Origin of the sequence: Aquilutibacter rugosus (genome assembly GCF_036541335.1) — a bacterium.
Classification (GTDB): Bacteria; Pseudomonadota; Gammaproteobacteria; order Xanthomonadales; family Xanthomonadaceae; genus Aquilutibacter; species Aquilutibacter rugosus.
Genome location: NZ_JAZHBO010000002.1, coordinates 293040 through 318813 on the forward strand (window position 1 = coordinate 293040; position 25774 = coordinate 318813).

A 25774-nucleotide genomic window follows, 5' to 3' on the forward strand; every position below is an offset into this window, starting at 1 on the left:
TAGATTCAGATCGGGAGAGATCGAATGAATACCATTGAACATCGTCCGCAGGAATCGCGTTTCGTTACAGTTGTCGAAGGCATCGAGGCCGAGTTGAACTACACGGAGCTCGGCGGCGTTATGCACATCACGCACACGGGCGTCCCTTCGGAGATCGGTGGCCGCGGCATCGCCGGGCAGCTGGTCAAGTCCGCATTTGAACACGCACGCAGTGCGAATCTCAAAGTGTCTCCGGATTGCACCTATGCCGAAGCATGGATTGCCAAGCATCCCGACTACAATGATTTGGTGGTCTGATTGAGCGATACTCAAGATCCAGGTGCCGCCCCGGTTCGACTGAACAAGTTCATCGCAGGTACCGGACATTGCTCGCGCCGTGAGGCCGATCGCCTGATTGCCGACGGTCGCGTCAGCGTCAATGGCCAGCGCGCCGGTATCGGCACCGAGGTGACCGAAGCCGACCTCATTCTGATCGACGGCCAGCGCCTGATGCCGCGTGCCCGCATTAAGGGCCAGCGTCGCCATGTGTACATTGCGTTGAACAAACCGACCGGTGTCACCTGTACTACTGACTCCGCGGTCAAAGGCAACATCGTAGATTTTGTCGGTCACGACAAGCGCATATTTCCGATCGGCCGTCTCGATAAAGATAGCGAAGGCCTGATCCTGCTGACCAGCAACGGCGATATCGTTAACGAGATTCTGCGCGCGGAAAATAAGCTCGAAAAAGAATACCTGGTTGCCGTCAACAACTCCGTGACCGATGCATTTTTGCGTGGCATGGCCAAGGGCGTGCCTCTGCACGGGCAAACCACGTTGCCGTGCAAGACCGGCAAGATCGGTCCGGTCGGTTTTCGCATCGTCCTGGTGCAGGGCTTGAATCGCCAGATTCGCCTGATGGCCGCTCACTTCGGCTATCGGGTCAAGAAGCTGGTGCGGGTGCGCATCGGTAACGTCAAATTAGGTCACCTCAAGCTCGGTCAATGGCGCAATCTGACCGATGCCGAGCTGCAGGGTCTGATTCCGTCGCGGACGGAATGGTAAAGTAAGGCCGTCACTGTCTGTGGAGTTTGGCTCTTGAAAGTTGCGTTCATTCCGGTACTGGTAGTTGGCCTGTTGTCTGTAGGCATGGTCGGTTGTGACAGGCAGGATGCGGCGCAGACAAGCGCTGCCTCCGCCAATGCGACTCCACTGACCAAACTGCCACCGATTGCCGTGCAACTCAAAGATGTCGCGGACATCACGCCGGCCTATAACGTGGCCATCAGCTACGATGCGGCGGTCGGGCAGTTCGAGCCGCTGGCCAAGCAGGTCACTGCATTTGCCGATCAGCAGACGGCAGCCTTTAAGTCGGCGTTGGGGGCCACTCCTGCACCGGTGGGCGATGCAGCGCAACGACCGACCCTGAGTCTGTACATGGTCAGCGTGGCCAATGCGCCAGGTCTGGCCGCCGTAGCCGCTAACGGCAGCGCCTATACGGGTAAGGGCGCTGCGACGCCCATCGTGCAGCGTTGGGTTTACCTACCGCACACGCAACAGGTGCTGAGCCAGGCACAACTGTTCCCCGGTACAGCGCTTACCAATGCACTGAAATCCAAGGGTGCAGCGGGCACCGCTGCCGGAATGGAACCGACCTTGGATAGCCAAGGCAAAATCACCGAGATCCATTTCGTGTATGTGCTGTCGGCCGCCGAGAATGCCGATGACGCAGTCCACAAAATTGCGGTGCCGGCTGCGCAATTGCGCGGCTTCATCGCGCCGGCCTATCGCGGTCTGCTCGTAAGCAAGTAACGCGGCCGGATTCATTCGCGTAGATCTTAAAACGCACCTGCAGAGTTAGTTGCGTCGGTCGGCACTTCCATCGCGACATCCCACAGTTCGGCGATCTTTTCCCCTTCAAAGCGATAAATATGCGCGCAGGCGTAGGGCGCCGATGTCGGTGCGTGCTGCACGCGACTGTGGGTCATCAGGGTGTCGCCGTCTTCCAGAATTCGCAGCACTTCGATTCGGGTCTGCGGGGACTGCAGTGCGGCTTCATGCATTGCCAGCGCAAGCGAATCCGCATCGGGCGCGAACCACGGGTTGTGATGCACAAATCCCGAACCGGCATACTCCGCAAACGCGGCATGACTGTCGCCCAGTGCGCAACGCGTAATGAAATCCTTGACGATGAATTTGCGGTCCATAAAAAAGGCCACTCCGGTGAGGGAGTGGCCAGTGTAGCAAAGCGATTTCGGCTGATTACTTGCCGGCGTCGGTGCTGCCTTCGGTAGTCAGGCCGCGACGTTCCAGCAGCGGCTGGATGTTCGGATCCTGACCGGTGAAGTCACGGTACAGCTGCACCGCATCCTTGGAACCGCCGCGCGACAGCAGGGCATCGCGGAAGCGTTGGCCGTTAGCCTGGCTCAGGCCGCCGTTGTCCTTAAACCACTTGACGGTACCGGCATCCAGCACTTCGGACCAGATGTAGGCGTAGTAGCCTGCGGCATAGCCGCCCATGATGTGGCTGAAGTACGGGGTCTTGTAGCGCGGCGGCACGGCGGTGTAATCCGTGCGGTTGGCCTTGAGAGCGGCGTCTTCGAACGCGACCACACCCTTGGCATCGGGCAGATCCTTAGCAGCGCGTTGGTGCCAGCTTTGGTCCAGCATTGCAGCGCCCAGGTACTCAGTCGTGGTGAAGCCCTGGTTGAACTTGCTCGAGGCCAGGACCTTATCCAGCAGTTCCTTCGGCATGGAGGCGCCGGTCTGGTAATGCTTGGCGTAGTTGGCCAGAATTTCCGGCCAGTCGGCCCACATTTCGTTCACTTGCGACGGGAACTCGACAAAGTCACGCGGCACGCTGGTGCCCGAGAAGGTCGGGTAGGTCACGTTGGAGAACATGCCGTGCAGTGCATGGCCGAATTCGTGGAAGGTCGTGGTCACTTCGTCCCAGGTCATCAGGGTCGGAGCATTGCCTTCGGGCTTTTGGATGTTCAGATGGTTTGCGACCACCGGCTTGAAACCGGTCAGCGCGCTTTGATCCACATACGAGTTCATCCATGCACCGCCGCGCTTGGACGCACGTGCATACGGGTCAAAGATAAAGATGGCCAGTTGCGAGCCGTCCTTGTCGAACACGTCGTAGACCCAGGTGTCGGGATGATACTTCGGCAGGTCGGTGCGTTCCTTAAAGGTCAGACCGAATTCCTGATTGGCTGCATAGAACACGCCGTTCTCGAGCACGTTCTTCATTTCGAAGTACGGCTTGAGTTGGGTTTCGTCAAAGTTGTACTTAGCCTGACGCACCTTTTCGGTGTAGTAGGCCCAGTCCCACGCTTCGAGTGCGAACGTCGGTTCACCCTTGGCCTTTTGCTCGGCATCAATCATGGCCTGCAGGTCGGCGCCTTCCTTACGGGCATTGGCGACGGCCGGACCGACCAGCTGATTCAGCATGTCGTTGACGGCTTGCGGCGTCTTGGCGGTCTGGTTTTGCAGTGCGTAATCGGCATAGGTCGGGAAGCCGAGCAGGGCAGCACGCTCAGCACGCAGCTTGGTGACTTGAGCAATAATGCCGGTGTTGTCGAAGGCATTGCCGCGCGAACCGCGAGCAACGGACGCCTTGTAAATGCGCTCGCGCAGGGCGCGGTTTTCAAGGTTGGTCAGCGGCGGTTGGCCGGTGGTGTTGAGCAGCTTGACCAGGTACTTGCCCTTGAGGCCCTTGGTCTCGGCAGCCTTAGCTGCAGCCTTGATTTCGTCTTCGCTCAGGCCCTTGAGTTCTTCGGCGGTGTCGACCACGACAGCCGAATCATTCACTTCCTTCAGGACGTTTTGCGAGAACTTGGTGCCTAGGTCAGCCAGCTGGCCGTTGATGGACTTGATCTTGGCCTGATCTGCAGCGCTCAGCTTGGCGCCCGAACGGACAAAGTTTTCGTAATAGCGTTCAACCAGACGGATCTGTTCCGGGTTGAGGCCCGAACTGTTACGTGCGTTGTAGACCGTCTCGATGCGTTGGAACAGCTTGGGGTTCAGCGAGATCTTGTCATCGTGAGCAGCGAGCTTGGGCGCGTAGGTTTCGTCGATCTGGTCGCGCGCCGGATTGGTGTCGGTACCTTGCAGGTTAAAGAACACCGAGGCCGTGCGATACAGGGTGCGACCCGACTTTTCCATCGCGACGATGGTGTTTTCGAACGTCGGAGCCGCCTTGTTATTGACGATGGCATCGACTTCTTTCAGTTGTTGCGCCATGCCCAGATCAAGTCCCGGACCGAAATCGGAATCCTTGATCTTGTCGAATTGCGGGTAATGCAAGGGGAGCGGGCTGTCGGAATTGAAAATGCTGTTCACGGCCTTAGCGGGTTTGGCGGCAGATGCCGACTTGGAGGACTTGCGAGTTGCAGCATCGGCTGCGAACGCCGTTGTGGTGCCCAATGCCAGGGCGAGAGCGACGACCAGGGTCTTTTTCATATTCCGGCTTGTGTCCTTGCGGTTTCTAGTGAATGCACTAGCGTAGCGCAGGCGGGGTGCCTAGGACCCCTGACAAAAGTCAGGGGTCGGTCGCTGTTTATTTTTCGACGAAGGCCCGTTCGAATACGTATTGACCCGGGGTGCCGATACGCGGAGCCGCCGTAAAGCCGCGGCTATCCAGCAGTTCGCGGAAATCGGCCAGCATTTGCGGCGAACCGCACACCATGGCGCGATCGTGCTCGGCGTCGAGCGGATCCAGGCCCAGGGCGGCCATCATTTGGCCATTGCTCATCAGTTCCGTCAGGCGTCCGCGATGGGATATGACTTCGACCTCAAAATCATGACGAGTCACGGCCGGGAAGTATTTAAGCTTTTCGCGCACCATGTCGCCGAGGAATTCGTGCTGCGGCAGGACACGTGTGATGTAGTCGCGATAGCACAGGTCGGTCTCGTAGCGCACACCATGACACAGCACGATGTGGTCGTAGCGCTCATAGGCCTCGGGATCCTTAATAAGCGACAGCCAAGGGGCAAAACCGGTGCCGGTGCCCAACAGATACAGGTTGCGGCCCGGATGCAGGTCGTGCAGGAGCAGGGTGCCGGTGGGCTTCTTGCCGATCAGGATCTTGTCGCCGACCTGGATGTGCTGCAGTCGCGAGGTCAGGGGGCCATTCTCGACCTTGATCGAGAAGAACTCCATGTGTTCCTCCCAGTTGGCACTGGCAATGGAATAGGCGCGCATCAGCGGGCGGCCTTCGACCTCAAGGCCAATCATCACGAACTGGCCATTTTCAAAACGAAAACCCGGATCGCGGGTGGTCGTAAAGCTGAAATAGGCATCAGTCCAATGGTGGACGCCGGTGACGGTGGCAGTTCCAAATGCAGCGGACATGGGCGGGTGGAGCTCCAAAGCGGTTCAAATTCAGGACGCACTATTGTACCAACGCAACCGTACGAAGGCGGTCATGGCGCCGCGCGGGTGTAAAATGGAGGGCTGATTTCCCCGATAGCCTTGACTCATGACTGCCAGCAACGCTTCCGCCAATCCCGCCGATTTTGCGCCCGTTTCCATTCGCCAGGCCGATCTGATCCAGTCGGTGGCCGACGCCCTGCAGTACATTTCGTATTACCACCCGGTCGATTACATTACGAACCTGGCGGCCGCCTACGAAAAAGAGGAATCGCCGGCCGCGAAAGACGCCATGGCGCAGATCCTGATCAATTCGCGCATGGCGGCCGAGGGCCATCGTCCGCTGTGCCAGGACACCGGCATCGTCACCGTATTCCTTGAAATCGGCATGAGCGTGCGCTGGGATGACGCGACCATGAGCGTCGAAGACATGGTCAACGAGGGCGTGCGCCGCGCCTACATGGATCCGGACAACACCCTACGTGCATCGGTACTCGCTGATCCCGCCGGCAAACGGCAGAATACCCGCGACAACACGCCGGCCGTGGTGAACGTCAAAGTGGTTCCGGGCAACACCGTCGAAGTCATCGTCGCCGCCAAGGGCGGTGGCTCCGAGGCCAAGTCCAAGTTTGCAATGCTCAATCCGTCTGACTCCATTGTCGATTGGGTACTTAAGACGGTGCCGACCATGGGCGCCGGCTGGTGCCCGCCGGGCATGTTGGGTATCGGCATTGGCGGCACCGCAGAAAAAGCGATGTTGCTGGCCAAAGAGTCGCTGATGGAGCCGATTGATATCAATGATCTCAAGGCTCGCGGCGCCTCCAATCGCGCCGAAGAGCTGCGCCTGGAACTGTACGAAAAGGTCAACGCGTTGGGTATTGGCGCTCAAGGTCTGGGCGGTCTGACCACGGTGCTGGACATCAAGGTCAAGGATTATCCGACTCACGCTGCCAATTTGCCGGTTGCCTTGATCCCCAACTGCGCGGCCACGCGTCACGCGCACTTCACTCTCGATGGCAGCGGTGCGGTCATGCTGGATCCGCCTTCGCTCGAACATTGGCCGCGCCTGACGTATGACACCTCTAAGGGGCGTCGCGTCGATTTGGACGCCATCACCCAGGACGAAGTCGCCGGCTGGAAACCCGGCGATGTGCTGCTGCTCAACGGCAAGCTGCTGACCGGTCGCGATGCTGCGCACAAGCGCATGGTCGACATGCTCAACAAGGGCGAGACGCTGCCTGTGGATCTGCGCGGTCGCTTTATTTATTACGTCGGTCCCGTGGATCCGGTGCGCGAAGAGGTCGTCGGCCCCGCAGGTCCCACCACGGCCACGCGCATGGACAAGTTTACGCCGCAGATTCTCGATCAGACCGGTTTGCTCGGCATGGTCGGCAAGGCCGAACGCGGTCCTATTGCCATCGAGGCCATTCGCAAGCATCGCTCGGCCTATCTGATGGCCGTCGGTGGCGCTGCGTATCTGGTATCCAAAGCGATCAAAGCCGCCAAGGTCGTCGCGTTCGAGGACCTCGGCATGGAAGCGATCTACGAGTTCGAGGTCAAGGACATGCCGGTCACGGTTGCCGTTGACTCGCAGGGCACCTCCGTACACACAACGGGCCCGCGCGAATGGCAGGCCCGTATTGCCGGAATTCCGGTGGTTGTCGAAAGCGTCTAAGTAATTAGTAGTGCCTTCGCGCCGAGCGGGATTTACCCGAGCAGTGTGAGACTCGAATCCACCGGCGAATTGCCGGTGAACCAGGCCAGTGCAAACAAACCGAGCATGGCAAACGCCAGGCCTAGTTTGAGCACAACGCCCAGGATGATTCCAAAGGTAGTGCCGACGCCGACTTTAGTGGCCTGTTTCAGATCGCGGCGGTTGATCAGTTCACCGATCAGCGCGCCCGCAAACGGACCAATAAAGACACCGATGGGGCCCGCAGCCAGTACGCCGACCAAGGTGCCGACCACGGCGCCGATAATTGCGAGGCGGCTGGCACCTACACGTTTAGCGCCCATGGACGCCGCCATGAAATCAATCCCGAAGCTCAACACGGTCAGAATGCCGAGTAGGACCAGGGTCAGAATGCTGACGCGCTGAAAGTCATCGGCCCAGGCCGCAACGACCATGCCGACGAACATAATCGGCAAGCCGGGCAGGGCCGGGAGCACGATTCCGGCCAGTCCGACCAGGACCAAAACTGCGGCAATCAGGTATAAAACGGTGGATGTGTCCATGGGGCTCCGGAATTTGGCCAATAATTTGGCCGTATTTAATGGGATTTTGCGCCAAAATCTGTGACAGAGTTCGCAAATGAGAACTAGAGGTGCCTGCAGACATGATAAATGCGTTGCAGACGATTGCAAATTAAATTTGGTGCGGTTAAGGTGAGACTGCTGTTTTTGCTTGGGTCACTGTGAACCGTGGCCTGAACACCGGCCTAGCCGGGTGTTAGATCTCGCTTCCTCCATGCAAGTCAGCCGTCGTGGCCAATTCATCCTGAATTGGCGTGGCGATTTTATTAACGCTTCATGGAGCAACAAGTTTATGTCAACCCGCGAAACCGGAACCGTCAAGTGGTTCAACGATGCCAAGGGCTTCGGCTTTATCAGCCGTGAAAATGGCGAAGATGTGTTTGTGCATTTCCGCGCCATTGAAACCAATGGTTTCAAGAGCCTGAAGGAAGGCCAAAAGGTCACCTTCACGGTGGTCGATGGCCAAAAGGGTTTGCAAGCCGACGCAGTCCAACCGGTCTAAATCGATTTGTAAGAGTGTCCGACCTATCGGGCACAAAAAAACCCGGCGCTTGTCGCCGGGTTTTTTATGGCCGAAACCTTTTGGGTTCCGGCCGGGATCGCTCAGCCCTGCAGGACTCAGTCCTTGAACTTGGAGTGGCAACCCTCGCACGAGAGGCCAATGTTGCGCATGGCCTGACTGACGCCGTCGCAAGTTTGCGGTGCAGCCATCAGTGCATTGTTCGAGGAGGTGCGCAGATCCGTAGCGGCCTTTACGAAAGCGGCATCGTCGGCATATTTAGGGAAGGCGGATTCGAGATCGCGCGCCATGACGTTGATGGCCTGAATACGCGGAATGCTGTCCGAAGCGCTGCACTTGGCAGCAGCGACATTCTGCTTGAGCTGGCCCATATTCCAGCCCATGACGTGCATTGAACCTTGTTGGAACTGCGATTGCGGATTGCTGCTAAGCGCGTTGAGTGCATAGACCGCACCAAAGGCACCGATCACCAGGCCCAGTAGCAAGACAAAGAAATAGCGGCCAAAGGCACTGGAGCCCTTCTTGGCGTTCGGTGCGACATCGTTCATTGCAATCTCCGTGGGCAGTTCCGAATCAATGTAACATGGCCGCGCTGCATCTCGACAGGCGGTATAGAACGTTAAAATAGCGCATGCCCGAATCGAATGTACAGGACTGGACCGAACGCTTTGCCGGAATTGACCGCTTATATGGTCGCGGAGCCGTGGAGTTTTTCCGCACGCGCAGAGTCATCATTATCGGTATCGGTGGTGTGGGTACCTGGGTTGCTGAATCACTAGCCCGCACCGGCATTGGCCATCTCACACTGGTCGACGCCGATGAAGTTTGTGTTTCCAATACCAATCGGCAGCTGCCGGCTCTCGCACCCAACTATGGCCGTTCCAAGGCGCAACTGATGGCCGAGCGCATGCGCTCCATCAATCCGCACATTGATGTAGCGGTGCAGGAGACTTTTCTGACGCCGGCCAATATGGCCGAGCTTCTGGGTCACAACTACGACGTGGTGATCGATGCCTGCGATGCGTTTCGCGTCAAGGTCGAGATGGCCGCATGGTGCAGACGTCGCAAGCAACCCCTTGTCATGGTGGGTGCTGCCGGCGGACGCACCGATCCGACACAGGTCCGCATTCGCGATCTGTCCAAGACCGAGCAGGACGCGATGCTGGCACTAATTCGCCGCAAGCTCCGCGAGGAGTTCAATTTCCCGCGCAATCGCTCGCGCTATTTCGGTGTTTACGCCGTGTATTCGCTCGAGAACGTGCAATATCCGCAGGCTGACGGCACCGTGTGCGGCATCCGTCCCAATGTCAGCGGTGAGGCCGCGCTGAATATCGATTGCGGTGGCGGCCTGGGTTCGGCGACACACATCACCGGCACCTTTGCGTTTGCCGCGTGTGCCAAGGCCATTGAGCTGCTGCTGAAACAGCGCGACCGTGTGCCCTCAGATTCGCAGTAAGCGATGCATGTTGGCTGTGGTGGCTGTCGCAACCTCGTCCGGAGAGATTCCGCGCAGTTCCGCCACGGTATTCGCAACATCCGCCATGAAGGCCGGTTCGTTCCGTTGACCACGCCGTGTTGCGGTGGGCTGATCGGGCGCGTCGGTTTCGAGTACCAAGGCCTCTAGCGGCATTTGCGTGACGACTGAGCGCAAGCGTAGGGCACGCTCATAAGTGACCGGTCCACCGATCCCCAGTAGAAACCCCATGTCGAACAGACGCTTGGCCTGGTCGAGACTGCCGGGATAACTGTGTACGATGCCGCGTAAAGGTCCAAAGCGGCGAATTGTCGCCATCACATCGTCAACGGCGCGGCGCGCATGCAGAATCACGGGTAATTCGCGGTCGCGGGCTATTCGCATTTGAGCGTCAAGAAACCATTGCTGCTGCGTTTTGTCGAAATCCTCGACGTAAAAATCCAGGCCGCATTCGCCAATGGCGACCGTGTCGGGATGCGCATCGAGCCAACTCTGCAGGTCGCTGATGCACAGCGGATCGGGCGCGGGCAAGTACATGGGGTGGTAGCCATAGGCGGCGAACAGCCCCTGTGTTTTGGCGCACAAGTCAGCAATGGCTTGCCAGTTGTCAGCATTGATGGCCGGGATTAACTGCTCTGTGACCTTGGCATCGGCAGCCCGCTGTAACACGGCAGGGCGATCCGGATCAAAGACATCCGCATCGAGATGCGCATGACTGTCAAACAGTGAAACCGCTGACATTTGCAGTTAGCGACGAGTTTCGTGATCAATCACGCGATTGTCAGTTGCTGTGACGGCATCTTTCGGCTTGCGCCATTGGCTAAACAGAATAGTGGCCAGACCTAGCAGCAGTTCGTCTGCAAACGGAATCAAATCAGGAATGAACAGGTCCAGCAGAAAAAAGGCAGCCGTCAGCTTGAATAGTGTCGGAAATTTCAGGCGACCAAGGAAACGCAACAGCACGGCAGCGATGGGAGTACGCATGGGAAAGCCCTCGAAAGATGAACCAATGCAATAACAATGGGTGGTTTTATTCGACTTTACAAGCGCGGTTCATGGTTTTGCGGGGTTCGATTAAGGTTGCAAATGCTTCAATGGCCACATGGGTATGGATAGAGGACCGCAGCCATGAACAACAAGACATTACTTGCCGCCGCTTTGGGCATCGCCGTCATGGGTGGTGTGGCCTATGCAGCCTACAACTCCATCAATTTCAGCCAAAACATCGGCTCTGAGGCGAGTTCGCCGCAGATCATCATGCCGATGACTGTGGATGCTGGGACCAATTCGACGGGCAGTGAATTCGTTCAACCAGCCGTGGAGCCGATGGCATTGGCTCCGGCTGCCAGCTCGAGCGCTGCAGTAGTGGCCGCTCCGATGGCCTTGGCTGCCGCCAAGCCTGCAACAGCTCAAAAGCAGTACGCCACCATTACGGACATCGAACCGATCACTAAGGCCGTTGCCCAGAGCACGCCGCGCCAAGTGTGTGAAAACGTCACTGTGCAACAGCGGACTCCGGAACGCGACGGCAATGTCGGCGGTACCGTGGCCGGTGTGCTGATCGGTGGTCTGGTCGGTAACCAGGTTGGCGGTCGTGATGGCCGCAAGGCTGCTACGGCTGCAGGTGCGATTGCTGGCGGCTATATCGGCAACCGTGTTGACCGTAATCATGTCGGTGGCCGCACGTATTCGACCACGGAGCGTCAGTGCCATACGGTCACGGATCGCGCTTCGACAAGTAAAACAGTCGGCTATCTGGTCAGCTACCGCGAACCCGATGGTTCGAACGGCACAATTCGCATGAATTCGCGTCCGAAGGGGTCGCGACTGCCGATGCGCAACGGCGTCGTCTCGCTGTAAGCCGAAAATACACTCCGTTACGTTCTAAGAAGGGCTGCCTGCACTGGCGGCCCTTCTTTTTTGCGGCTTTTGCATTCGTATACAATTGGGCAACATCTGCCCGCTATGAGCCTTCAGTTCCATGTCCTTGAATCCGCTAGATCTGTACGACATCCAGTCCATGCTTTCCGAAGAGGAAAACGCCGTCCGCGAGGCCGTTGCACGGTTTGTCGACACGCGCGTGATCCCGGTCATTGGCAATGCCTTCGACGAAGCAAGGTTCCCGGTGGAATGGATCCCGGAAGTGGCGGAACTGGGCCTGCTCGGCAGCTCCTTGCCGGCCAAGTACGGCTGCGCTGAACTGAGTTCTGTTCAATACGGACTGATCTGTCAGGAACTGGAGCGCGGTGATAGCGGTTTGCGTTCGTTCGTGTCGGTGCAGTCGTCGCTGTGCATGTATCCGATTTATGCCTACGGTTCCGAGGAACAGCGCATGCGCTGGTTGCCGTCGATGGCCCAGGGCAAGACCATTGGGTGCTTCGGTCTGACCGAGTCGCACGGCGGTTCCGATCCGGCCAACATGAAAACCCGCGCTGTCAAAGATGGCGATCATTGGGTCTTGAACGGTTCCAAGATGTGGATCACCAACGCCACCATCGCCGACATTGCAATCGTCTGGGCCCACACCGATGAAGGCATTCAGGGCTTTGTCGTAGAAAAGGGCATGGAAGGTTTCTCGACGCAGGAAATCAAGCACAAGATGTCACTGCGTGCTTCGGTAACCGGCGCACTGTTTTTTGATAACGTTCGCGTGCCCGATGCCAATCGCCTGCCGAACGTCAAGGGTCTGAAGGGACCTTTGGGCTGTCTGACGCAAGCGCGCTACGGCATCTCCTGGGGTCCGATCGGTTCGGCTATCGCCTGCCTGGAGGAAGTACTGGCTTACACCAAGGAGCGCATTCTGTTTGATCGTCCGGTGGCCGCAACGCAAAGCGCGCAAATCAAAATGGCCGAAATGGCCCGTCGCATCACGCTGGCTCAGTTGCTGGCGCTGCGCCTGGGACGCCTGAAAGACGAAGGCAAAATGGTGCCGCAACATGTCTCGCTGGCCAAGTGGAACAATTGCCGCATGGCCATCGACATTGCCCGCGAGTGTCGCGATTTGCTGGGCGGTGCCGGTATTACGACCGAGCATCACGCCATTCGCCATGCCTTGAATCTGGAATCGGTGATCACGTACGAAGGGACGGAGACGGTGCATCAGCTGGTGATCGGGCGCGAACTGACCGGCATCAACGCGTTCTGAGTGCGGCCGTGAACGCCGCACATGGCAATCCGGTGATCGAAACTTCGCGCCTGACCCTGCGACTGCCTGAGTTGCAGGATTTCGAAGCGATGCATGAAATCTACGGGGACGAAGAGACTGCCCGCTATATCGGCGGTCATCTGAGCCGCCCGGCATCCTGGCGTCGCTTTCTGGTGATGCCGGGTGCATGGGCTGTGCAGGGCTTTGGCATGTTTTCAATCGTCGAACGTGCGACCGGTGAACTGGTGGGGCAGTGCGGGCCGTGGCATCCGATTGAGTGGCAGGGCACCGAGATCGGCTGGGCCATTCGTCCGCAGTTCTTTGGTCGTGGCTATGCCTTCGAAGCGGCAGTCGCGGCGATGGATTATGCCTGCGACGTCTTAGGCTGGACCGAGCTCATCCACACCATTCATCACGACAATGCGCCATCAATCCGCTTAGCGGAGCGGTTGGGTTCGCTTCATGTGCGCGACGCCGAGCTGGCACCCGCCGGTAGCGGTGTGCATGTGGGCATCTGGGCCCAGTCTGCACAGGACTGGGCGCAGCACCGGCAATCTTTTCTTCATCTGTTGAGTCCCTAATGTTTAACGCCGTTCCTTCGCCCATTCCTGCCCGCATGAAAGGGCTGAACCGCGCGCAGATTTGCGATGACAACTGGCTGGAGTTCGTGCGTGCATTTCAGCCTGCTGCACAGGGCGTTGCCGACCGCGCCGCGCTGAGCGATACCGACCTGCTGGAACTGTTCGAGTCGCAACTGATCTCGAGGCATCTCGATCTGATGGCTCGCGTTTTGCGCGTGCAGAACAAGGTGTTCTACACAATCGGTTCGAGCGGCCACGAAGGCAATGCCATGGTGGCGCGTGCGACGCGCCACACCGATATGGCTTTCCTGCATTACCGCAGCGGCGCGTTTATGGCGGAGCGTTTTCGCAAGCTGCCGGACATGGATCCGATCATGGATTCGGCCTTGTCGTTTGCAGCCAGCTCCGAGGATCCGGCGTCGGGCGGTCGCCACAAAGTCTGGGGTAGCAAACCGCTATGGGTGTTGCCGCAGACTTCGACCATTGCATCGCATCTGCCTAAGGCCTTGGGTACGGCAGTAGCAATCGAGTCGGCCCGTCGCGTTGGCCACGCGTTGCCGGTGCCCGATGACAGCATCACGATCTGTTCGTTCGGTGATGCCTCGGCCAATCACGCCACCGCGCAGACTGCGTTCAATGCGGCTGCATGGACAGCACATCAGGGACTGCCGGCGCCTGTGCTGTTTGTCTGCGAAGACAACGGTATCGGCATCAGCGTCAAGACGCCCGAGGGCTGGATTGCCAAACGTTTCGCCAACATGCCCGGGCTGGATTATCGCTACGCCGATGGTCTGGATCTGGAGCAGGGTTTTGCCGATGTCCGGGCTGCCGTTGAGCATTGCCGCAAGACACGCCGTCCGACCTTTCTGCATCTGCGCACCACGCGCATCATGGGTCACGCCGGTACCGACTTCGAGATCGAATGGCGCTCCATTGACGAGCTGTGCCGCGTGGAGGCGACTGATCCGTTGTTGCGTTCCGCCGCATTGATTTTGCAGCGCGGACTCAAGTCGGCCGCAGAGCTGGAGACCTGGTACGAGGAGGTCCGTGCACGCTGTTTTGCAGCCGCCGAAGCGGCCGATCAGCGTCCGAAACTGAGCAAGCTTAAAGACATCATCAAGCCCTTGGCGCCGCATTCGCCGGCCAAGGTCATGGCCGAAGCGCGACGCGCCGATTACGCGCAGCGACGTCTCGAAGTGTTCGGCGGCGAATCCAAACTGCCGGAACAGCAGCCCGCTCGCCATCTGGCCATCGCCATCAATCAGGCGCTGCACGATGTAATGGCCAAGTATCCTCAGACCGTTCTGTTCGGCGAAGATGTCGCACAGAAGGGCGGGGTGTATACAGTCACCAAGAATCTGCACAAGGCCTTCGGTCGGCGACGTGTGTTCAACACGCTGCTCGATGAGACCATGATTCTCGGCATGGCGCAGGGCTTTGCCAATGTCGGCATGCTGCCTCTGCCTGAGATTCAATACCTGGCCTATCTGCACAATGCATTGGACCAGCTGCGTGGTGAGGCGGCGTCGCTGCAGTTCTTCAGTAATAACCAATATGCCAACCCGATGGTGGTCCGCGTCGCAGGCCTAGGCTATCAGCGCGGCTTTGGTGGCCACTTCCACAACGACAACTCGATCACGGCGTTACGCGATATCCCCGGTCTCGTCGTAGGCTGTCCGTCGCGTGGTGACGATGCGGCCACCATGTTGCGGACCCTGGCCGCGATGGGTGTGGTCGATGGCCGCGTCAGCGTGTTCCTCGAACCGATCGCCTTGTACATGACCAAGGATCTGTGGGAGCCGGGTGACGGGCTCTGGCAGTTTGCCTATCCCGCGCCCGAAAAAGCGATGCGCCTGGGCGAAGGCCGTCTGTACGATGCCAAATTTGTCGCGGGCGAAAAGCCACGCAATGATCGCAAGGACCTGGTCATCGTCACCTTTGGCAATGGCGTGCCGATGAGTTTGCGAGCGGCGCGACGCATTGCCGCAGCGCGCCAGTGGAACGTCGAGGTGCTCGATCTGCGTTGGCTGGTGCCGTTCGATCCGACCTGGATGCTGAAACATCTCGAGGATGCAAAACGTATTTTGGTCGTGGACGAGGGCCGTCACAGCGCCGGCATCAGCGAGGGCGTGATCACTGCTTTGGCCGAACACGGTCTGGGCAAAGTGCCAATGGCTCGCGTGGTCGGCGCCGATACGTTTACTCCGTTGGCGGGTGCCGCATTTGCCGTCATTCCTTCGGAGCAAGAAATCGTTGAAACCGGTATGCAGCGGTTCTAATCCGCTAGCAGGGATTTGATGGAGTCGGGGAGCGCTACGTCGGGATAAGTGCGGCGGAAGTGCTCCAGTTCCTGCCTGGCGCGTACGGGTTCACCGTCTTTTAGAAGCTGCTCGATCTCCAGCAGCCATGCCTTGGGGGCCTTAGAAGCGATGTCGGCTCCTGATGTCGGTACCGCTGCGCGTGCAGCAGTCGGCGCTGCACCCGCCTCCATATCTTCTACAGGTGCAGGCGTTGGCATCGGCGGAGGCGGCGGAGCGGCCATCACGGCAACCGGGGCGGGCGCCGGTGCTGCGGCCGGGGCGGACACTGACGCAGTAGCCGAAGCACGAGTCGCAACTCTAACTTTGGGTGCTGCAGCCGGCGCAACGGACTGTGTTGCAGCCACGCTCTTGTGCTCCTGAGTGACCGAAGCTGATGCCGCGACCTGGTCAGCGACCGGAGCGCTTGCCGTTACGGACGCCGTCAGGGCAGGTGCAGGACTCGATGACGTTGCTGACGTAGCCGAAGCCGAAACGGTTGGAAACTCAGCCTGTCGGTCCAATGTGTCCACGGCCTGATATCGGAATAGCGCCACTGCACTTAATGCCACGGTGGCAGCAAGTCCTGACCATTGCATCCATCGGTGATCCCGACGTGGTTTGGTTGTTGCCTGGCGAGCGAAAGCAATGACACGACTGTCCAGTTCCGCCGAAGGAGCGACCTTGGAATCGACCGAACGCAGCAGCCGGGACAGAGCCAGTTCTTCGTCGGTCAAGGGCTCATGCTCATGACGGGCGCTATTGTTCATCGCACCAGCACCTGCCGCAACTTATCCATGCCATAGCGCAGACGTGATTTGACCGTCTCGCGCGAACTGCCGGTGATGTCGGCAATCGCTTCGAGCGACAGCTCCTGCTCCAGACGTAACAGCAACACGGTGCGCTGTTCGGATGGCAGGGTCTGCAATGCCAGGCGCAGAGCGCGTCGCTGCATGAAATCCGAATGTTCCGACTCGGGAGTCGTGGTGGTGCTCAGCAAGTCCAGACGGTCCTGCGCATCCGCCGGGGCCGAGGGACGATGCCTGACGGAGCGCCAATGATCCTCGAGCCGGTGCTGCGCAATGCGCAGGAGCCACGCAGTGAATTGGCCCTGTGCGCGATATTCGGAACGGGCCTGCACAACCTTGTGCCAGACGTCCTGAAACAGCTCGTCGCAAAGCGGACGATCGTGCAAATGCCGATAAAGATAGCCGTACAGCCGGCTGCGATGCCGACTGTACAGTTTCGAAAACGCCGTCTGATCATTCATGGCGAAGGCCGCCATCAACGCATCATCGTCCAAGCCGGGCTCACTTCCGTCCATGGAAGCGAGAGTAGCCCTTTCATGGCTTGGGCTCAACCGCGGTGCCGGCCAGCTGCCGATCGGCCAGTTTGGCCAGGCCCACGAATTGGCGGCGAGTGCCGTCAGCGTCGCGTCCGACGGCCGAGTTGGCGGTGCGGATGACATCAGCCCAGTGCCAGTTGCCGATGTTCGTGCCGCCGCGCAACAGATCCGCAAAACCGATTACTGCCGCAGCAAAGCGCAGCGATTCGCTGGGGCGTTGCAGAGCAGAGGCCAGTACCGGCTGTGAGACCAGGGTGCTGTTGTCCTGATTCGGCAACTTATAGCGAATCGAGATGTTGGCGATCTCGCCGTTACCTGCGGCTGTCGAAGTCGCGGCCTCGGAACTGCCGTATCGGCGTGGCGAGGTGCCCTTGGCGGCGGACTGCGCCGGCGTCAACTCGTAGATCGCGGTCACTTGCTGGCCGGCACCGACTTCGCCCGCATCCACACGATCGTTGCTGAAATCGGCCTCGTTCAGAACGCGGTTCTCATAACCGATTAGACGGTATTCGGCCACTTCTGCCGGATTGAATTCGACCTGGATCTTCATGTCCTTGGCGATGGTCTGCATCACAGACTGCATTTCATCGCGCATGACGCGCTGCGCTTCGAGCGGGGAATCAATGTATGCGTGACGACCGTTGCCGACATCTGCTAGCTGCTCGGCCATTTCATCGTTGTAGTTGCCTTCGCCAAAACCCAAGGTGGTCAAGGCCACGCCGCTGCTGCGCTGGCTGGCGACATAGGTCTTGAGTGACTCGCCGTTAAAGTTGCCGACATTGAAGTCACCGTCAGTAGCCAGCAGGATGCGATTGGCGCCATCCTTGCGGAAGTTCTCCCGCGCTACTTTGTACGCAAGCTCCAGGCCTTCGCCGCCGTTGGTGCTGCCGCCGGCATCCAGTCGATCGAGCGCCTCAATGATGGCCGACTTGTTCGAACCCGGTGTCGAAGGCAAGACCAGCCCCGCCGAGCCTGCATAAGCCACGATGGCGACCCGGTCCACCGGCCGTAAGCTCTTGACCAGTTGTTTGAGGCTGTACTTCACCAAATCCAACTTATCCTCGGATTCCATCGAGCCGGACGTGTCGATCAGGAACACGAGATTGGCCGGCGGCGGCGAGCTGGCCCGCGGTGCATAGCCCTTGATGCCGACCATCATCAGCGTCCGGCCGTTATTCCACGGTGCCGTCGCGTACTCCGTACTGATGGCGAAGGGCTTGCCGGCGTCACGCGGTTCGTTGCGCGAGTAGCGGAAATAGTTCAGGAATTCTTCGACACGCACTGCATCGGCGGGGATTCGATCGTTGCCGCAAATCATGCGACGTACGTTGGCATAGCTACCGGTGTCCACATCAATGGAGAAGGTCGAAACCGGATTGTCATCCGTTCGAGTGAGTGCGTTGTCCTTGAAGTGGGCGTAATTCTCGGTGTTGCGCTCGGGCAACTGCATGCCCGGCGTAATCCCGCGCGCTTTGCTGACATAGCGTGCTGCGCTTGCGTGCGCGGCTTGTGCGTGAACCACTGCCGCACTGGCGGCTGCCTGTTGCGCGGCAGCGACTTGCGGCGCCAATGGGCGGGCGCCGGAGAGGACGACGGGTGCCGGGATCGGTGGCGGCGCTGAAGGGGGCATGCCGATTGGCACCGGCGGGCTCATATACCGATCGTCGTCCTTGCGGTCCTGCCAGAGGGCGGACATGTCCGGACACACGACTACGCCTTGTTCCTTTAGGACGGCAGGTTTTGCCGGAGCGGCATTGGCAGCAAGGCTGCTCAGGCCAATGGAGGCAGAGAGCAGAGCAACGGTGATAGCGCTGAAACGGGGAGTGACTTGCAAGTTCATGGCGCAATTCCAAGTGGGTTCAATGAGCTAAACGCACGAACCGCGCCAATGGGGTTAAACCCGTAACATTATTTTTTGGCCACCGGGCCCCAAGTGCTTACAGAACGGCCAAGCCGGCCTGATCATCGCCGAACTGAGCGCTGCAAACCAAAGTGGCCGGATCGGCCTGCGTCAGAGCAATATCGCTCAGCAGCGTCAATTGCCGCTTGTTCTTGCCGAGAAAATGGGTGCGTGCCACGATCTCCTGACCGGGGTAGCAGCCTTTCTTGACCGATACTGCATGCAGTAACTGCAAGCTGATCTGGTGCGGGGTCCATCGTTCGATCTGTTCGCCGTGCAGTGACGGGATACCGCCCAATAGTGAAGCCATTGCCCAGGCGGATGCGCCCTCGGTAACCGCAGTCTCAGCCCGTGGCCGCAAGTGCAGGGAGCGCGGGACTAGAGCAGTGGCGAGATTGAGCTCCAGCTGACGCGCATTCCAGTCACCGGCAATCTGCTGAGCAGCAACTGTCGAGGTACCAAACCGGCCCACACACTCGAGCTCGGACCAGACGCCCAGTTGCACGCGGTTGCGCAAAACGTAGCCGATCAGGCGACGACCCAACTCCGCAGCGGGCATGTCGGGTGAAACGATCAGGAGCTCATCCTCGGCAACGCGCAGCAGCAGGAACAGTGCAATCACGCGTCCTTTGGTGCTCAGCCAGCCGTTCCATTGCCACTGCATCACATCGAGCAGGGCGACATCATTCATGAACTGCGCTTGCGCAAACGCGACGGCATCCGGGCCTTTGAGGCCAAGGATGGAATAGCCGGGCAACACCGAGTCCGACGGGCTCGATGCAAGAAACTTGTTAAGAGAGGGCGGAATGTTTACCATTTAGTGATCCATTTTAAGGGATTTGCGAATGGCAAACCGCGACCGTCCATTGTCACCGCACCTGCAGGTCTATCGCTGGCAGGCGCAAATGGTGTCGTCAATCCTGCATCGGGCCACCGGCATCTTTAATGTCCTTGGTGCTCTGGTGTTGGTCTGCGGACTCATGCATCTGGCATCGGGTCCTGCTTCCTGGGCTCAGTTCATGGAGTGCATTCGCTCTCCGATAGGCTTCCTGTTCCTGTTTGCGTGGAGCTGGACCATTGCCTATCACCTGATCAACGGCATCCGCCATATCGTGCAGGACGCCGGCTACGGCTTCTCAATTCCTGCCTTTGTGCGCAGCAGCTGGATCAGCCTGATTGGCAGCCTGGTGCTGACCGTGATGGTCTGGCTGATTGTCATCACTAACGGAGGTGCCGCATGAGCCGCGCTGCAGATTCCTTGCGTAACCCGCTCAAGCGCGCCCGCGGTCTGGGCAGTGCAAAGTCGGGTACCGGTCATTTCATCCGTCAGCGTGCAACCGCCATTGCGGTGGGCCTGTTCGGTTTGTACACGCTGGGCCTGATTCTGTTCTGCATGACCTCCGATTACGCCAATGCCATTGCGGTGGTTCGCCATCCGCTGAACATGGTCGTGCTGATCGGATTGGTCATCACCATGTTCTGGCACGCCAAACTCGGTCTGCAGGTCGTGGTCGAGGATTACGTCCACACGCATGGCCTGGCGATTACTCTGCAATGGCTAATCGTTTTCATCTGTGCCGTCGCTGCGCTTGCAGGCGTGACGGCCATCCTGCGCATCGCGCTCGGAGCTTAATTCGTGGCAACTAATTCGTATCCCATCCAGGAACATGACTTTGACATGGTCGTGGTCGGCGCCGGTGGTGCCGGTCTGCGCGCCACCTTCGGTCTGGCCCAAAAGGGCCTAAAGACGGCCTGTATTACCAAGGTGTTCCCGACGCGTTCGCATACCGTCGCCGCTCAGGGCGGTATCGCCGCTGCGCTGGCCAACATGGGCGAGGACAGCTGGCAGTATCACTTCTACGACACCGTCAAAGGTTCGGACTGGTTGGGCGACCAGGATGCCATCGCCTACATGTGCCGTGAGGCCATTCCGGCCGTGGTAGAACTGGAGCATTACGGTGTGCCGTTCTCGCGCACCGATGAGGGCAAGATCTATCAGCGTCCGTTCGGTGGCATGACCACCCGCAACGGCGAGGGCCCGCCGGCGCAACGTACCTGTGCCGCTGCAGACCGTACCGGTCACGCCATCCTGCATACGCTGTATCAGCAGTCGTTGGCTCACGATGCCGAGTTCTTTATCGAGTATTTCGCACTCGACCTGATCATGGACGACAACGGTGCCTGCACCGGCGTGCTGGCCATGGACATGTCCGACGGCACCTTGCACCTGTTCCGCGCCCAAGGCACCGTGCTGGCCACCGGCGGTTACGGCCGCGCCTATTTCAGCGCGACGTCGGCTCACACCTGTACGGGTGACGGCGGCGGTATGGCGCTGCGCGCCGGTCTGGCCCTGCAGGATATGGAATTCGTGCAATTCCACCCGACCGGTATTTACGGCGCGGGCTGTCTGATCACTGAGGGTGTGCGCGGTGAAGGCGGCATTCTGCGCAACAGCCAAGGCGAACGCTTCATGGAGCGTTATGCACCTTCGGTCAAGGATCTGGCACCGCGTGACATGGTCAGCCGTTCGATGACCATGGAAATTCGCGAAGGTCGCGGTGTTGGCGAGCACAAGGATCACATCCTGCTCGATCTGACGCACCTAGGTCCCGAAGTCATTCATAAAAAGCTGCCGGGTATCGCCGAAAGCGCCCGCATCTTTGCCGGCGTCGATGTTGAAAAGCAGCCGATTCCGGTCATCCCGACGGTTCACTACAACATGGGCGGCATTCCGACCAACTACCACGGCGAAGTGGTGCAACTGCGCAACGGCAACCCCGACGCGGTGGTCCCGGGTCTGTACGCCATCGGCGAAGCAGCCTGCGTGTCCGTGCACGGTGCCAACCGTCTGGGTTCCAACTCCTTGCTCGACCTGGTGGTGTTCGGTCGTGCGGTCGCCAATCGCGCTGCCGAAACGATCACTCCTGCCAAGTCGCAAACTGCCGTGCCGCAAGCGTCGGTGGATAAGGCAATTGACCGTCTCGACAATCTGCGTTATGCCCGCGGCAGCACGCCGACGGCTGTCATCCGTGACCGCATGCAACGCACGATGCAGGCCGACGCGGCCGTGTTCCGTACCGGAGAAACGCTGGCCGAAGGCGTCGCCAAGATGCGGGACATTCACGCCTCCTTTGCCGATGTGCAGACCACCGACCGTTCGCTGATCTGGAACTCGGATCTGATCGAAACGTTCGAACTGGCCAACTTGCTTGACCAGGCCGTGGTGACCATCGTCTCGGCGGAGAACCGCAAGGAATCGCGCGGTGCACATGCCCGCGAGGATTTCCCGCAACGTGATGACGAGAACTGGATGAAGCACACACTGTGCTCCATCGACGAAAAGGGCAATACCAACCTCGACTACCGTCCGGTGCATTTGTACACCAACACCGACGATGTAGCCGTTATTCCGCCGAAAGAACGTAAGTACTGATCGGGGAGAGAACAGATCATGGCAGAATTTTCGCTTCCCAAGAACTCCAAGGTAGAAACCGGTCGTCACTGGCCGGCGCCTAACGCCAAGAACAAGCGCGTTTTCAAGATTTACCGTTGGAACCCCGAAGACGGTCGCAACCCCACGCTCGACACTTACGAGCTGGATCTGGACTCCTGCGGGCCCATGGTGCTGGACGCACTGATCAAGATCAAAAATGAGATTGATCCGACACTGACCTTCCGTCGCTCCTGCCGCGAAGGCATCTGCGGCTCCTGCGCCATGAACATCGGCGGCACCAACACGCTGGCTTGCGTGCGTGCCATCGAAGATGTCCCGGGTAAGGACATTGCCATCTATCCGCTGCCGCACATGGAAGTAGTCAAGGATCTGGTTCCGGATCTGACGCATTTCTATGCGCAATACGCATCGATCAAGCCGTGGCTGCGCACGCAGTCGCCGGCCCCGTCCGATCGTGAGCGTCTGCAGTCGCCGGCCGATCGCGACAAGCTCGACGGTCTGTACGAATGCATCCTGTGCGCCTGCTGCTCCACCTCGTGCCCCTCGTACTGGTGGAATGGTGACCGTTACCTGGGTCCCGCGATCCTGCTGCAGTCCTATCGCTGGATCATCGACTCGCGCGATGAGGACACCGGTGCCCGCCTGGACGATCTCGAAGACCCGTTCAAGCTATACCGCTGCCACACCATCATGAACTGCGCCCGGACCTGCCCCAAGGGTCTGAATCCGGCCAAGGCCATCGGCGAAATTAAAAAGCTGATGCTTGAGCGGCAGATTTAATTCAAGCAACTGCATAATTAGCCGATAAATCATGACGGATTCACAACCGAATGATTTCGCAGAGGCCGCCGACGAGGCGGCCTTGTTGCGCAAAGTCCGCTGGAAGTGTCGGCGCGGCATGCGCGAACTCGATCGCATCATGGAACGCTACCTGTCGGACCGATGGCCGCAGGCGTCCGCTGCTGAGCGCGATCAGTTCCTGTCCTTGCTCGATGTCGAGGACGATAAGCTCTTCCAATGGTTCATGGGTTACGAGCCCTGCACGGATGAGCGCTATTCCGACATCGTCCGCCTCGTCGGTGGATTACCGCCTGATTCGGCAAGCTAGTCGGCTGCCGGTTGGTATCAGCGCCCTGGCGGGGCTGTTTTTGACGTTCTCTTTAACCGGCAGTGCCTTACGGACTGCGGCGACGGGCTGGCAGCTGGTCGCGGCCGTTCTGACGCTAGCGGCATTGTGGTGTTTGCATTCCCGGCTGGTGCGAGTCACGCGTCTGGAGCTGGAGTGGGGCACCGCCGGTCCGATCATTCTGGACGGCGAATCCTTTAAGAGCCTGCAGACCGAGTGGCGTGGGCCGCTTTGCTTGATGGTGTTTTCTGCGGGCGATGCGGTGGCCACTCGCGTGGTGGCCTTCGTCGATGGCGAGGAGCGGCGTGAATTCAAGCTGGCTGTGATGCGGCGGGATGCTTCGCAGGCGCGTGAAGCCGTGGCACCATAGGCACATGTTCAAACCCTTACCCGTAGCCATCGGCTTGCGCTACCTGCGCGCCAAACGCCGAAATGGCTTTATCTCCTTTATTTCGCTGGCTTCCATTCTCGGCATTGCGCTGGGTGTGGCGGCGCTGATCACGACCCTGTCCGTCATGAGCGGCTTTCAGATCGAAATTCGCGATCGCATGCTGCAAATGGTGTCGCACGCCACGGTCACCGGATACGGTGAGCCGGTGTACGGCTGGCGCGAGGTGGATCAGGACATTCGCCGCAACCCTGACGTCGTGGGCGTGGCACCCTATGTCGAAAAGGAAACGCTGCTGACCGGACAACGCAATCAGCCGGCCATGGTGCGCGGCGTCGAGCCGGCGTTGGAGCCACAGGTCTCGGTGATCAGCAGCAAGGTGACCAGCGGCAAGTTCTCCGATCTGCAGCCGGGGTCGTTCAATATCATTGTCGGATCCGAACTGGCGCAATGGTTGGGCGTGAGCGTGGGCGACAAGGTGACGCTGATGACATCGGACTATCGCATCACGCCGGTGAGCGCGGTGCCGCAGCTCAAGCGCTTTACGGTGAGTGGCATCTTTTCAGCGGGCTATAACGAATACGATCGCGGCATGGCCTTCGTGCACATGCAGGATCTGCAGCGCGTATTGCGCATTGGCGAAGGCGTGACCGGCCTGCGTGTCAAAGTGCGCGATATGGACAAGGCCTCGATCGTGGCAGGGCAGCTCAATACCGCCTTGCGCGGCCAGTATCAGGTGTCCGACTGGTCGCGTGAGAACATCAACATGTTCCGCGCCCTCAAGATGGAAAAGACGCTGATGGGCATCCTTCTGTCGCTGATCATTGCGATGGGCGCGTTCAATCTGGTGTCGTCGCAAGTCATGCTGGTGACCGATAAGCAGGCCGACATCGCCATCCTGAGGACCTTGGGATTCTCGCCCGGCGGTGTGATGCGCACATTTATGGTGCAGGGCTCGCTGATTGGCATTATCGGTACGCTCGCCGGTGTGATCTTCGGTGTGCTGCTGACCTTGAACCTCGAAAATATCCTGCAGGCCATTGAGGCCGTATTCGGTGTGCAGCTGCTGCCGGAAGATGTGTACTACATCACCGGCTTGCCAACGGATATGCGACTGAGTGACATCCTGACGATTTCGGCGGTGTCGCTGACCATGGCCTTCCTTGCGACTTTGTATCCGGCGTGGCGAGCTGCGCGCACCGCACCTGCCGAGGCCCTGCGCTATGAGTGAAATTCTTGATTCCGTACTGGCCTGCCGCGGTCTGTCGATGACCTATAACGAAGGCCAGCTCCAGACCCCGGTATTCAACGGGCTCGATTTAAAGGTGGCTCCGGGTGAGACGGTGGCAATTGTCGGTGCATCGGGCGCGGGCAAGAGTACCTTGCTGCACCTGCTGGGCGGCTTGGATACGCCAACCTCCGGTGAGGTTTATGTCGCCGGCACGCTGATGTCGTCGCTCTCCGATAAGGAGCGCGGCACGTTGCGCAATCGCGCCCTGGGCTTTATCTATCAGTTCCATCACCTGCTGCCTGAGTTCACCGCGGTGGAAAACGTCATGCTACCGGTGATGCTGGCCGATCAGTCGGTGGCCGCTGCCAAGGCACGGGCGATCGAGTTGCTCGAGGCGGTCGGCCTGGGCCATCGTCTGAATCACAAGCCCGGTGAGCTCTCCGGTGGTGAACGACAACGTGCTGCCGTGGCTCGTGCGCTGGCCAATCGTCCGCGCTGCATTCTGGGCGATGAGCCGACGGGTAATCTCGATGAGCGCACCGCTGCAACGGTGTTTGAACTGATGCTGGGCCTCAATCGCGAACACGGCACCTCGCTGGTGATGGTGACGCACGATCGCCGTTTGGCCGCACGCATGGATCGCGTGGTGGAACTGATCGAAGGCAAGCTGCAGCTCGTCGCCTAAACGCGAGACTTAAGCCGGCGCC

Annotated in this window: 29 protein-coding genes; 18 read left to right on the forward strand and 11 right to left on the reverse strand. The window is 59.3% G+C overall.

Annotation, left to right across the window (positions count from 1 at the left end; all coding sequences use genetic code 11):
• Window positions 1-24 precede the first annotated feature (24 nt).
• The 3 genes from V3390_RS06610 to V3390_RS06620 are packed head-to-tail and all read left to right on the forward strand — an operon-like array spanning window position 25 to window position 1791.
• On the forward strand, window positions 25-297 hold the full coding sequence (locus tag V3390_RS06610) for a GNAT family N-acetyltransferase (RefSeq protein WP_331688551.1): 273 nt from the start codon (window positions 25-27) through the stop codon (window positions 295-297).
• The gene (locus tag V3390_RS06615; protein ID WP_331688552.1) at window positions 298-1044 is read left to right on the forward strand and encodes a pseudouridine synthase; all 747 of its coding nucleotides are present in this window, start codon (window positions 298-300) and stop codon (window positions 1042-1044) included.
• A gap of 33 nt (window positions 1045-1077) precedes the next feature.
• Window positions 1078-1791 carry a hypothetical protein gene (locus V3390_RS06620; protein ID WP_331703886.1) on the forward strand — a complete coding sequence of 238 codons (714 nt, stop codon included), beginning with the start codon at window positions 1078-1080 and terminating at the stop codon, window positions 1789-1791.
• A 26-nt stretch (window positions 1792-1817) separates the two neighbouring features.
• Here V3390_RS06620 and V3390_RS06625 read toward each other — a convergent pair whose 3' ends face one another.
• From V3390_RS06625 to V3390_RS06635, 3 genes are all read right to left on the reverse strand, one after another.
• The gene (locus V3390_RS06625) at window positions 1818-2186 is read right to left on the reverse strand and encodes a nuclear transport factor 2 family protein (protein WP_331703887.1); all 369 of its coding nucleotides are present in this window, start codon (window positions 2184-2186) and stop codon (window positions 1818-1820) included.
• 55 nt (window positions 2187-2241) lie between these two features.
• On the reverse strand, window positions 2242-4443 hold the full coding sequence (locus V3390_RS06630) for a M3 family metallopeptidase (RefSeq protein WP_331688555.1): 2202 nt from the start codon (window positions 4441-4443) through the stop codon (window positions 2242-2244).
• 97 nt (window positions 4444-4540) lie between these two features.
• A complete protein-coding gene (locus V3390_RS06635) occupies window positions 4541-5335 on the reverse strand; it encodes a ferredoxin--NADP reductase (protein WP_331703888.1) in 795 nt (264 codons plus the stop codon).
• A 127-nt stretch (window positions 5336-5462) separates the two neighbouring features.
• Between V3390_RS06635 and V3390_RS06640 the strand changes: the two genes are divergently transcribed.
• On the forward strand, window positions 5463-7028 hold the full coding sequence (locus V3390_RS06640; RefSeq protein WP_331688557.1) for a fumarate hydratase: 1566 nt from the start codon (window positions 5463-5465) through the stop codon (window positions 7026-7028).
• Between the two features lie 32 nt (window positions 7029-7060).
• Here V3390_RS06640 and V3390_RS06645 read toward each other — a convergent pair whose 3' ends face one another.
• Complete coding sequence (locus V3390_RS06645; protein WP_331688558.1) at window positions 7061-7588, reverse strand: DUF456 domain-containing protein; 528 nt, start codon at window positions 7586-7588, stop codon at window positions 7061-7063.
• A 310-nt stretch (window positions 7589-7898) separates the two neighbouring features.
• Here V3390_RS06645 and V3390_RS06650 point away from each other — a divergent pair, with 310 nt between their 5' ends.
• Entirely contained in the window at window positions 7899-8108 is a 210-nt protein-coding gene (locus V3390_RS06650; RefSeq protein ID WP_331688559.1) for a cold-shock protein, read from the forward strand.
• 116 nt (window positions 8109-8224) lie between these two features.
• Here V3390_RS06650 and V3390_RS06655 read toward each other — a convergent pair whose 3' ends face one another.
• On the reverse strand, window positions 8225-8674 hold the full coding sequence (locus V3390_RS06655; RefSeq protein ID WP_331703889.1) for a cytochrome c: 450 nt from the start codon (window positions 8672-8674) through the stop codon (window positions 8225-8227).
• Between the two features lie 83 nt (window positions 8675-8757).
• Between V3390_RS06655 and V3390_RS06660 the strand changes: the two genes are divergently transcribed.
• The gene (locus tag V3390_RS06660) at window positions 8758-9582 is read left to right on the forward strand and encodes a tRNA threonylcarbamoyladenosine dehydratase (RefSeq protein ID WP_331703890.1); all 825 of its coding nucleotides are present in this window, start codon (window positions 8758-8760) and stop codon (window positions 9580-9582) included.
• Here V3390_RS06660 and V3390_RS06665 read toward each other — a convergent pair.
• A complete protein-coding gene (locus V3390_RS06665) occupies window positions 9568-10341 on the reverse strand; it encodes a TatD family hydrolase (RefSeq protein WP_331688562.1) in 774 nt (257 codons plus the stop codon). The two genes, V3390_RS06660 and V3390_RS06665, sit on opposite strands and share 15 nt — an antisense overlap.
• Before the next feature lie 6 nt (window positions 10342-10347).
• On the reverse strand, window positions 10348-10584 hold the full coding sequence (locus V3390_RS06670) for a DUF6116 family protein (protein ID WP_331688563.1): 237 nt from the start codon (window positions 10582-10584) through the stop codon (window positions 10348-10350).
• Window positions 10585-10728: 144 nt separating this feature from the next.
• Between V3390_RS06670 and V3390_RS06675 the strand changes: the two genes are divergently transcribed.
• The 4 genes from V3390_RS06675 to V3390_RS06690 all read left to right on the forward strand — a co-directional run bounded on the left by V3390_RS06675 (window position 10729) and on the right by V3390_RS06690 (window position 15605).
• Window positions 10729-11460 (forward strand): glycine zipper 2TM domain-containing protein, encoded by a 732-nt coding sequence (locus V3390_RS06675; RefSeq protein ID WP_331703891.1) that lies wholly within the window; start codon window positions 10729-10731, stop codon window positions 11458-11460.
• 121 nt (window positions 11461-11581) lie between these two features.
• Window positions 11582-12745 (forward strand): acyl-CoA dehydrogenase family protein, encoded by a 1164-nt coding sequence (locus tag V3390_RS06680; protein ID WP_331688565.1) that lies wholly within the window; start codon window positions 11582-11584, stop codon window positions 12743-12745.
• 8 nt (window positions 12746-12753) lie between these two features.
• On the forward strand, window positions 12754-13326 hold the full coding sequence (locus V3390_RS06685; RefSeq protein ID WP_331688566.1) for a GNAT family N-acetyltransferase: 573 nt from the start codon (window positions 12754-12756) through the stop codon (window positions 13324-13326).
• On the forward strand, window positions 13326-15605 hold the full coding sequence (locus V3390_RS06690; protein ID WP_331703892.1) for a thiamine pyrophosphate-dependent enzyme: 2280 nt from the start codon (window positions 13326-13328) through the stop codon (window positions 15603-15605). Before V3390_RS06685 ends, V3390_RS06690 begins: the two co-directional genes overlap by 1 nt.
• On the opposite strand, the gene V3390_RS06695 is transcribed toward V3390_RS06690, so the two are convergent.
• The 4 genes from V3390_RS06695 to ygfZ all read right to left on the reverse strand — a co-directional run bounded on the left by V3390_RS06695 (window position 15602) and on the right by ygfZ (window position 19685).
• On the reverse strand, window positions 15602-16393 hold the full coding sequence (locus V3390_RS06695) for a hypothetical protein (RefSeq protein WP_331703893.1): 792 nt from the start codon (window positions 16391-16393) through the stop codon (window positions 15602-15604). The two genes, V3390_RS06690 and V3390_RS06695, sit on opposite strands and share 4 nt — an antisense overlap.
• Window positions 16390-16947 (reverse strand): sigma-70 family RNA polymerase sigma factor, encoded by a 558-nt coding sequence (locus V3390_RS06700; RefSeq protein WP_331703894.1) that lies wholly within the window; start codon window positions 16945-16947, stop codon window positions 16390-16392. The genes V3390_RS06695 and V3390_RS06700 overlap by 4 nt, the downstream gene beginning before the upstream one ends.
• 19 nt (window positions 16948-16966) lie before the next feature.
• On the reverse strand, window positions 16967-18808 hold the full coding sequence (locus tag V3390_RS06705) for a vWA domain-containing protein (protein ID WP_331703895.1): 1842 nt from the start codon (window positions 18806-18808) through the stop codon (window positions 16967-16969).
• Between the two features lie 97 nt (window positions 18809-18905).
• Window positions 18906-19685 (reverse strand): CAF17-like 4Fe-4S cluster assembly/insertion protein YgfZ, encoded by a 780-nt coding sequence (ygfZ, locus tag V3390_RS06710; protein ID WP_331703896.1) that lies wholly within the window; start codon window positions 19683-19685, stop codon window positions 18906-18908.
• Window positions 19686-19713: 28 nt separating this feature from the next.
• Here ygfZ and sdhC point away from each other — a divergent pair, with 28 nt between their 5' ends.
• The 8 genes from sdhC to lolD are packed head-to-tail and all read left to right on the forward strand — an operon-like array spanning window position 19714 to window position 25752.
• Window positions 19714-20109: a succinate dehydrogenase, cytochrome b556 subunit gene (sdhC, locus tag V3390_RS06715; RefSeq protein WP_331703897.1), complete on the forward strand. Its 396-nt coding sequence runs from the start codon at window positions 19714-19716 to the stop codon at window positions 20107-20109.
• Entirely contained in the window at window positions 20106-20501 is a 396-nt protein-coding gene (sdhD, locus tag V3390_RS06720) for a succinate dehydrogenase, hydrophobic membrane anchor protein (RefSeq protein ID WP_331688572.1), read from the forward strand. The genes sdhC and sdhD overlap by 4 nt, the downstream gene beginning before the upstream one ends.
• Window positions 20502-20546: 45 nt before the next feature.
• Window positions 20547-22301 carry a succinate dehydrogenase flavoprotein subunit gene (gene sdhA, locus V3390_RS06725; protein WP_331688953.1) on the forward strand — a complete coding sequence of 585 codons (1755 nt, stop codon included), beginning with the start codon at window positions 20547-20549 and terminating at the stop codon, window positions 22299-22301.
• 18 nt (window positions 22302-22319) lie between these two features.
• Window positions 22320-23102 carry a succinate dehydrogenase iron-sulfur subunit gene (locus tag V3390_RS06730; protein WP_331688573.1) on the forward strand — a complete coding sequence of 261 codons (783 nt, stop codon included), beginning with the start codon at window positions 22320-22322 and terminating at the stop codon, window positions 23100-23102.
• Between the two features lie 31 nt (window positions 23103-23133).
• Window positions 23134-23430: an FAD assembly factor SdhE gene (locus V3390_RS06735; protein WP_331688574.1), complete on the forward strand. Its 297-nt coding sequence runs from the start codon at window positions 23134-23136 to the stop codon at window positions 23428-23430.
• A complete protein-coding gene (locus tag V3390_RS06740) occupies window positions 23369-23818 on the forward strand; it encodes a hypothetical protein (RefSeq protein ID WP_331688575.1) in 450 nt (149 codons plus the stop codon). The genes V3390_RS06735 and V3390_RS06740 overlap by 62 nt, the downstream gene beginning before the upstream one ends.
• Before the next feature lie 4 nt (window positions 23819-23822).
• The gene (locus V3390_RS06745) at window positions 23823-25067 is read left to right on the forward strand and encodes a lipoprotein-releasing ABC transporter permease subunit (RefSeq protein WP_331688576.1); all 1245 of its coding nucleotides are present in this window, start codon (window positions 23823-23825) and stop codon (window positions 25065-25067) included.
• Window positions 25060-25752 (forward strand): lipoprotein-releasing ABC transporter ATP-binding protein LolD, encoded by a 693-nt coding sequence (gene lolD, locus V3390_RS06750; RefSeq protein ID WP_331703898.1) that lies wholly within the window; start codon window positions 25060-25062, stop codon window positions 25750-25752. Before V3390_RS06745 ends, lolD begins: the two co-directional genes overlap by 8 nt.
• The last annotated feature ends 22 nt before the right edge of the window (window positions 25753-25774 follow it).

What these genes read in the sequence shown, in the direction of transcription:
- V3390_RS06680 (WP_331688565.1), top strand. Translation starts at nt 11,582, where the DNA reads ATGTCCTTGAATCCGCTAGATCTGTACGACATCCAGTCCATGCTTTCC.
- V3390_RS06745 (WP_331688576.1), top strand. Translation starts at nt 23,823, where the DNA reads ATGTTCAAACCCTTACCCGTAGCCATCGGCTTGCGCTACCTGCGCGCC.
- V3390_RS06665 (WP_331688562.1), bottom strand. Translation starts at nt 10,341, where the DNA reads ATGTCAGCGGTTTCACTGTTTGACAGTCATGCGCATCTCGATGCGGAT.
- V3390_RS06610 (WP_331688551.1), top strand. Translation starts at nt 25, where the DNA reads ATGAATACCATTGAACATCGTCCGCAGGAATCGCGTTTCGTTACAGTT.
- V3390_RS06735 (WP_331688574.1), top strand. Translation starts at nt 23,134, where the DNA reads ATGACGGATTCACAACCGAATGATTTCGCAGAGGCCGCCGACGAGGCG.
- ygfZ (WP_331703896.1), bottom strand. Translation starts at nt 19,685, where the DNA reads ATGGTAAACATTCCGCCCTCTCTTAACAAGTTTCTTGCATCGAGCCCG.
- V3390_RS06625 (WP_331703887.1), bottom strand. Translation starts at nt 2,186, where the DNA reads ATGGACCGCAAATTCATCGTCAAGGATTTCATTACGCGTTGCGCACTG.
- sdhC (WP_331703897.1), top strand. Translation starts at nt 19,714, where the DNA reads ATGGCAAACCGCGACCGTCCATTGTCACCGCACCTGCAGGTCTATCGC.
- V3390_RS06675 (WP_331703891.1), top strand. Translation starts at nt 10,729, where the DNA reads ATGAACAACAAGACATTACTTGCCGCCGCTTTGGGCATCGCCGTCATG.
- V3390_RS06640 (WP_331688557.1), top strand. Translation starts at nt 5,463, where the DNA reads ATGACTGCCAGCAACGCTTCCGCCAATCCCGCCGATTTTGCGCCCGTT.
- V3390_RS06730 (WP_331688573.1), top strand. Translation starts at nt 22,320, where the DNA reads ATGGCAGAATTTTCGCTTCCCAAGAACTCCAAGGTAGAAACCGGTCGT.
- V3390_RS06660 (WP_331703890.1), top strand. Translation starts at nt 8,758, where the DNA reads ATGCCCGAATCGAATGTACAGGACTGGACCGAACGCTTTGCCGGAATT.
- sdhA (WP_331688953.1), top strand. Translation starts at nt 20,547, where the DNA reads ATGGTCGTGGTCGGCGCCGGTGGTGCCGGTCTGCGCGCCACCTTCGGT.
- V3390_RS06645 (WP_331688558.1), bottom strand. Translation starts at nt 7,588, where the DNA reads ATGGACACATCCACCGTTTTATACCTGATTGCCGCAGTTTTGGTCCTG.
- lolD (WP_331703898.1), top strand. Translation starts at nt 25,060, where the DNA reads ATGAGTGAAATTCTTGATTCCGTACTGGCCTGCCGCGGTCTGTCGATG.
- sdhD (WP_331688572.1), top strand. Translation starts at nt 20,106, where the DNA reads ATGAGCCGCGCTGCAGATTCCTTGCGTAACCCGCTCAAGCGCGCCCGC.
- V3390_RS06690 (WP_331703892.1), top strand. Translation starts at nt 13,326, where the DNA reads ATGTTTAACGCCGTTCCTTCGCCCATTCCTGCCCGCATGAAAGGGCTG.
- V3390_RS06740 (WP_331688575.1), top strand. Translation starts at nt 23,369, where the DNA reads ATGAGCGCTATTCCGACATCGTCCGCCTCGTCGGTGGATTACCGCCTG.
- V3390_RS06670 (WP_331688563.1), bottom strand. Translation starts at nt 10,584, where the DNA reads ATGCGTACTCCCATCGCTGCCGTGCTGTTGCGTTTCCTTGGTCGCCTG.
- V3390_RS06650 (WP_331688559.1), top strand. Translation starts at nt 7,899, where the DNA reads ATGTCAACCCGCGAAACCGGAACCGTCAAGTGGTTCAACGATGCCAAG.
- V3390_RS06705 (WP_331703895.1), bottom strand. Translation starts at nt 18,808, where the DNA reads ATGAACTTGCAAGTCACTCCCCGTTTCAGCGCTATCACCGTTGCTCTG.
- V3390_RS06655 (WP_331703889.1), bottom strand. Translation starts at nt 8,674, where the DNA reads ATGAACGATGTCGCACCGAACGCCAAGAAGGGCTCCAGTGCCTTTGGC.
- V3390_RS06630 (WP_331688555.1), bottom strand. Translation starts at nt 4,443, where the DNA reads ATGAAAAAGACCCTGGTCGTCGCTCTCGCCCTGGCATTGGGCACCACA.
- V3390_RS06700 (WP_331703894.1), bottom strand. Translation starts at nt 16,947, where the DNA reads ATGGACGGAAGTGAGCCCGGCTTGGACGATGATGCGTTGATGGCGGCC.
- V3390_RS06695 (WP_331703893.1), bottom strand. Translation starts at nt 16,393, where the DNA reads ATGAACAATAGCGCCCGTCATGAGCATGAGCCCTTGACCGACGAAGAA.
- V3390_RS06635 (WP_331703888.1), bottom strand. Translation starts at nt 5,335, where the DNA reads ATGTCCGCTGCATTTGGAACTGCCACCGTCACCGGCGTCCACCATTGG.